The organism is Lysobacter enzymogenes (genome assembly GCF_017168095.1).
In the GTDB taxonomy this organism is placed as follows: domain Bacteria; phylum Pseudomonadota; class Gammaproteobacteria; order Xanthomonadales; family Xanthomonadaceae; genus Lysobacter; species Lysobacter enzymogenes_D.
Genome location: NZ_LXSD01000112.1, coordinates 1 through 5218, shown reverse-complemented (window position 1 = coordinate 5218; position 5218 = coordinate 1). Strand labels below are relative to the sequence as shown.

The window sequence follows — 5218 nt, the reverse complement described above, 5'->3', positions numbered from 1 at the left end:
GCCGGCGCGCCGCCGGCCGCTTCGCCGCGCAGGCGCGCGACCTGGCGCTGGGCGCGGTCGAGCTCGTAGGACACGCGCAGCAGCACGCCGAGCGCGGCGCAGCTCATCAGCACGCTGGAGCCGCCGTAGGAAATCATCGGCAAGGTCAGGCCCTTGGTCGGCAGCAGGCCCAGGTTCACGCCGATGGAGACGAAGCTCTGCAGGCTCATCCACAAGGCGATGCCGAAGGCGACATAGCCGGAGAAATGGCGGCGCATCTCCACGCACTTGAGCCCGATCCACAGCGCGCGCCCGGACAGCAGCGCGTACAGGCCGACCACGCCGCAGACGCCGGCGAAGCCGAATTCCTCGGCGATCACCGCCATGATGAAGTCGGTGTGCGCTTCGGGCAGGTACGACAGCTTCTGCACCGAGGCGCCCAGGCCGACGCCGGTCCACTCGCCGCGGCCGACCGCCATCAGCGCATTGGTCAGCTGGTAGCCGGTGCCGAACGGATCGCTCCACGGATTCATGAACGAGGTCAGGCGGATCACGCGGTACGGCTCGGCGATCGCGATCACCGCCAGCACCGGCAGGCCGATCAGCACCGGGCCGAACATGCGCGGCATGTTGACCCCGCCCAGCACCAGCATGCCGGCGGTGATCGCCAGCAGCAGCGAGGACGAGCCGAAGTCCGGCTGCATCAGCAGCAGGCCGACCAGCACCACGGCCACGCCGATCGGCTTGAGCATCGCGCCCCAGGTGGCCGAGATGTCCTCGCTGAAACGCTTGAGGTAGCTGGCCAGCCAGACGATGTAGAGCAGCTTCACCGCCTCCACCGCCTGGAAGCCGATCACGCCCAGGTTGATCCAGCGCCGCGCGCCGTTGACCTGGCGGCTGACCCCGGGCACGAACACCGCCACCAGCAGCACCACGCACACCAGCAGCAGCCACTGGTTGTGCTGCTCGATGGTCTTGAGCTCGGTGCGCATCAGCCAGATGCCCAGGCCCAGGCCGATCGCCAGGAACATCAGGTGGCGGGTCAGGAAGTAGAACGGGTCCACGGCGTGGGTGTTGGCCACGCCCAGCGAAGCCGAGCCGACCATGATCACGCCCACGCACGCCAGCGCCGCGGACGCGGCGAGCAGCCACGGGTCGTAACGACCGTGGATGGCGTCGAGGCGGGTCGCTTGGCGGGCGGCGTTTTCCATCAGCGGACCTTGAGCGTGGCCAGGCCGATCAGCACCAGCACCACCGAGATGATCCAGAAGCGCACGATCACGCGCGGCTCGGGCCAGCCCTTGAGTTCGAAGTGGTGATGGATCGGCGCCATGCGGAACACGCGCTTGCCGGTGAGCTTGAACGAGGCGACCTGGATCATCACCGACAGCGTTTCGATGACGAAGATGCCGCCCATGATCACCAGCACCAGTTCCTGGCGCACGATGATGGCGATGGTGCCGAGCACCGCGCCGAGCGCCAGCGCGCCGATGTCGCCCATGAACACCATCGCCGGGTAGGTGTTGAACCACAGAAAGCCCAGCCCCGCGCCGGCGATGGCGGCGCAGATGATGATGAGCTCGCCGGCGCCCGGCACCGCCGGGATCTGCAGGTACCTGGAAAACTCGGCGTGGCCCGAGGCGTAGGCGAAGATGCCCAGCGCGCAGGCCACCAGCACGGTAGGCATGATCGCCAGGCCGTCCAGGCCGTCGGTGAGGTTGACCGCGTTGGAGAAGCCGACGATCCACAAATAAGCCAAGGCGACGAAGCTGACCCCGGCCAGCGGCAACGCCACCGACTTGAACAGCGGCACGTAGAAGGTCGTCGCCGCCGGCACGTCGGCGTACAGCCACAGGTACAGGCCGGCGGCGAGGCCGAAGATCGACTGCAGCAGGTACTTCCAGCGCGACTTCAGGCCGTTGGGGTCGCGGCGCACGATCTTGATCCAGTCGTCGTACCAGCCGATCGCGCCGAACGCCAGCATCACCAGCAGGACGATCCACACATACTTGTTGCGCAGGTCGCCCCACAGCAGCACCGAGGCCATTACCGTGAACAGGATCAGCGCGCCGCCCATGGTCGGGGTGCCGGCCTTGGAGAAGTGCGACTGCGGGCCGTCCTTGCGGATCGGCTGGCCGCCCTTGAGCTGGCCGAGGCGGCGGATCACCGCCGGGCCCCACCACAGCGACAGCGCCAGCGCGGTCAGCGCGCTGAGGATGCCGCGGAAGGTCAGATAGCCGAACAGATTGAACACGCTTTGCAGCTGTTCAAGCCAACGAGTCAATTCAAGCAACATGCGTCGTGCCCTCCCCCGGCCGGTGTGCCGACAACAACGCCGTCACGATCTTGTCCATCGCACTGCTGTGCGAACCTTTCACCAACACCCGCACGCCGGCGGCGAGGTCCGCGCTCAGCGCCGCGGCCAGTTCGCCGTGGCTGGCGAACACCCGCGCGCCGTCGCCGAACGCGGCCGCGGCCGCGGCCGGCAGTTCGCCCAGCGCGTACAGCCGGCGCAGGCCGGCGGCCTTGGCGCGGCGGCCGATCTCGGCGTGCATGGCGATTTCCTCGTTGCCGATCTCGCGCATCGCGCCGAGCACCAGCCAGTTCTCGCCGCCCATCTCGGCCAGGGTGTCGATGGCCGCACCGGTCGAACCGGGGTTGGCGTTGTAGCTGTCGTCGATCAGCACCGCGCCGTTGTCCAGGCGGTGGGTGATCAGGCGGCCGTCGACCGGCTGCGCGGCGTTGAGGCCGTCGGCGATGTGCTGCAGCGACACGCCCGCGCCCAGCGCCAGCGACGCGGCGGCCAGGGCGTTGCGCACGTTGTGGCGGCCAACCATCTTCAGCGCGATCTCCACTCGTCCCAACGGAGTAACGAGGGCGAACGTAGAACCTTCAGGTCCGACGCGAACGTTCGAAGCCGTCACCTCGGCGCTGGCGTCCAGGCCGAAGCGGATCAGACGGCGGCCGGCGGCGCGCTGCTCGAAATACGGCGCGAACGCATCGTCGGCGTTGATCGCCGCGGCGCCATCGAGCGGCAGCGCGTCGTAGATCGCCGCCTTGGTGTCGGCGATGCCGAGCAGGCTGCCCATGCGCTCCAGGTGCGCCGGGGCGATGTTGTTGACCAGCGACACCTGCGGCCGGGCCACGCGCACCAGATAGGCGATGTCGCCCGGCTTGCCCGCGCCCATCTCGTAGATCGAGAAGCGCGCGTCTTCCGGCGCGTCCAGCACCGCCAGCGGCAGGCCGATCTCGTTGTTGCGGTTGCCCGGGGTCGCGTAGGTGTGGCCGGCGCGCTCCAGGATCGCCGTGGTCAGCGCCTTGACGCTGGTCTTGCCGTTGCTGCCGGTGATCGCCACCACGATGTTGCCGGCGCGCTGCGCCTGCACGCCGGCGGCCAGATCGGCCAGCGCCTGCTGGGTGTCGGCGACGATCACCTGGGCGATCGGCGCGTCGATTTCGCGCGCCACCAGCGCCGCGGCGACCGCGGTGTGGGCCAGGGCGGCGACGTGGTCGTGGCCGTCGAAGCGCTCGCCCTTGAGCGCGACGAACAGCGCCGCGCCGTGCGCCGGCAGCGCGCGGGTGTCGGTGCACACGGCGTCCACTTCGGCATCGGCGCCGTGCAGGCGGCCGCCGGTCAGGCGCGCGATCTCGCTCAGGCTCAGGCGCTTCACGGGCGAGCCTCCAGCGCGGCGCGCGCGATCAGGGTGTCGTCGAAGGGATGCCGCACGCCGTGGATTTCCTGATAAGGCTCGTGGCCCTTGCCGGCCACCAGCACGATGTCGTCGGGGCCGGCTTCGGCGACGGCGCGTTCGATCGCGGCGCGACGGTCGCGCAGCACCACCGCGCGCTGCGGATCGCGGAAACCTTGCAGGATGTCGGCGACGATGGCGTCGCCGTCTTCGCCGCGCGGGTTGTCGTCGGTGACGATGGCCAGGTCCGCGCCGTGCTCGGCGATCGCCGCCATCTGCGGGCGCTTGCCGCGGTCGCGCTCGCCGCCGCAGCCGAACACGCAGATCAGCCGCGCCTGCGCGTGCGCGCGCAGCGAGGCCAGCGCCTGTTCCAGCGCGTCGGGCGTGTGGGCGTAGTCGATCACCACCAGCGGCAGGCGGCCGTCGCCGCCGAGGCGGTTCATGCGGCCGTGGATGGGTTCGAGCCGGGACAGGATCCGCGCGATGATCGCCGGTTCCTGCTCCAGCGCGTACAGCGCGCCGGCCACCGCCAATAGATTGTCGACGTTGAAGCGGCCGAGCAGGCGCGAGGCCACCGGATGCGCCTTGCCGGCGACGACCAGGTCGAAACCGATGCCGGCGCTGTCGAAGCTCAGCTTGTCCGCGCGCACGCTCGCGCCGGCCTGTCCGCGCGAGCTCAGGCCGATGGCGCGCACGCGCTTGGGCAGTTGCGCGATCAGTTCGCGGCCGAACTCGTCGTCGAGATTGATCGCCGCCGCCTTCAGCCCCGGCCACGCGAACAGCCGCGCCTTGGCCGCGCCGTAGCTGGCCATGTCGCCGTGGTAGTCGAGGTGGTCGCGGGTGAGGTTGGTGAACACGCCGACGTCGAAATGCACGCCGGCCACGCGGCCCTGGTCGAGCGCGTGCGAGGACACTTCCATCGCCACCGCGGCCGCGCCGGCGTCGCGCATGCCGGCCAGCAGCTCGTGCAGCGGCAGCACCAGCGGCGTGGTGAAGCCGTTCGGCACCACCTGGCCGTACAGGCCGGCGCCGAGCGTGCCGATGGTTCCGCACGCCACGCCGAGCAGATGCCAGGCCTGGGCGATCAACTGCACGGTCGAAGTCTTGCCGTTGGTGCCGGTGACCCCGACCACGCGCATCGAAGCGCTGGGGCGGCCGTGGAAGGCATCGCCCATCTCGCCCAGGCGCGAACGCAGCCCGGGCACGGCGATGGCGTCGGCCGGCGCCGGCAGGTCGTCCGGCGCCGGCGGCTCGAACAGGATCGCGGCCGCGCCGGACGCGCGCGCCTGCTCGACGAACTTGAGCCCGTGCGCGCCGAAACCGGCGATGGCGACGAAGGCATCGCCCGGACGCACCGCGCGGCTGTCCATCACCAGGCCGCCGATGCGCAGATCGCCGGGGATACCGGCGACGTCGGGCAACAGCTCGGCCAGCGCCATCGAGCGGCTCATCGCGCGCCTCCGTGGGCGGAGGCCTGCGCCACCGCGGCCGGCGATCCGGCGGCGATGGGCGCTGCGTTCGAAGGCCGCGCCGCGGGCTTGGGCGCGGCC

At 70.5% G+C, this 5218-nt stretch carries 4 protein-coding genes; all 4 read right to left on the bottom strand.

The window, feature by feature from the left end; translation table 11 throughout:
• On the bottom strand, positions 1–1190 hold a 1190-nt coding region (ftsW, locus tag A7A76_RS03285), incomplete at its 3' end, for a putative lipid II flippase FtsW (RefSeq protein ID WP_206409853.1).
• On the bottom strand, positions 1190–2275 hold the full coding sequence (gene mraY, locus A7A76_RS03280) for a phospho-N-acetylmuramoyl-pentapeptide-transferase (protein ID WP_206409852.1): 1086 nt from the start codon (positions 2273–2275) through the stop codon (positions 1190–1192). The genes mraY and ftsW, both read right to left, overlap by 1 nt.
• The gene (locus tag A7A76_RS03275; RefSeq protein WP_206409851.1) at positions 2265–3650 is read right to left on the bottom strand and encodes a UDP-N-acetylmuramoyl-tripeptide--D-alanyl-D-alanine ligase; all 1386 of its coding nucleotides are present in this window, start codon (positions 3648–3650) and stop codon (positions 2265–2267) included. The genes mraY and A7A76_RS03275 overlap by 11 nt, the downstream gene beginning before the upstream one ends.
• Entirely contained in the window at positions 3647–5107 is a 1461-nt protein-coding gene (locus A7A76_RS03270) for a UDP-N-acetylmuramoyl-L-alanyl-D-glutamate--2,6-diaminopimelate ligase (RefSeq protein WP_206409854.1), read from the bottom strand. The genes A7A76_RS03275 and A7A76_RS03270 overlap by 4 nt, the downstream gene beginning before the upstream one ends.
• Positions 5108–5218: the final 111 nt, after the last annotated feature.